Origin of the sequence: Streptomyces sp. W16 (genome assembly GCF_033194735.1) — a bacterium.
GTDB lineage: Bacteria > Actinomycetota > Actinomycetes > Streptomycetales > Streptomycetaceae > Streptomyces.
Genome location: NZ_JAWOAI010001169.1, coordinates 1 through 909, shown reverse-complemented (window position 1 = coordinate 909; position 909 = coordinate 1). Strand labels below are relative to the sequence as shown.

Sequence of the window (909 nt, the reverse complement as noted above, 5' to 3'; positions counted from 1 at the left end):
GCCCAGCCCCCGGGGATTGCCCCAGGACACCAGCCGGTCCGCGATCTCGCGCGCGGTGTCGCCGTCGCCGCGCGCGGCGGCCACGACTCCCCGCAGGAAATGACCCGTCGAGGCCGTCAGGCGGTAGTCGTACGTCTCGCACCAGCGCAGGCCCTCCGCGGTGACCGTCAGCAGGTCGTCCCACTGGCCGCCGGTCCAGGCGTCGTTGGCCAGCAGGAACTGCGCCTGGATCGCCAGCGCCACCGCCCCGCCGTCCCGGCCGTCGTCGGCGATCCGGCGCAGCGCGCCCCGGCAGCCCGGCAGGCGGTCGACGTAGGAGGACGCGAGCGCGATCCCGAAGACCCGTACCGGGTCGCTCTGTTGGTGCAGGCCCGAGACGAGGTCGTCGAGGCGGTCGAGGACGGTCGGCGCGCCGTGTGCCGGATCACCGAAGGCACCCAGGATCACCGGCAGCAGGCGGCCCGAGGAGAGCGGGCGGCGGCGTGCCATGACGGTGTCGAAGGAGCGCCACAGTTCGGGCCGGCCGCCGTAGAAGCACACCATCAGCAGGGTGTTCAGGGCTTCGCGGAGGATGTCCTCGTCCGTGTCCCCGCAGTGCACGTGGGTGTCGATGGCGCCGACGAGCAGCCGATGCGCCGTGTCCACATCGCCCTCGCCGTTGAGGAGTTGACTGGCCGCGGCGGTGGCGGCGGCCAGCGAGTCGGTACCGGACGGGTCGGCGTGGTCGGCGTTGTCCAGCAGCGCGCGCACATTGCGGAGGTCGCCGGTGATGTTGGCGCCCAGACAGGCGGCCTCCGCCAGCCGGCGTGCCTTCGCCGTCCCGTCGGCGCTCAACTCCGAGGCGCGCAGCAGGGTGTTGATGGCGCCGACGGCGTCACCGCGGCGCAGCGTGCCGTAGGCCGCCTCGTC

1 pseudogene is annotated in these 909 nt (G+C 73.6%); it reads right to left on the bottom strand.

Going from position 1 to position 909, the window contains the following annotated elements:
- Positions 1-909: pseudogene (locus tag R6V09_RS53995) on the bottom strand (helix-turn-helix transcriptional regulator); the annotation flags it as partial.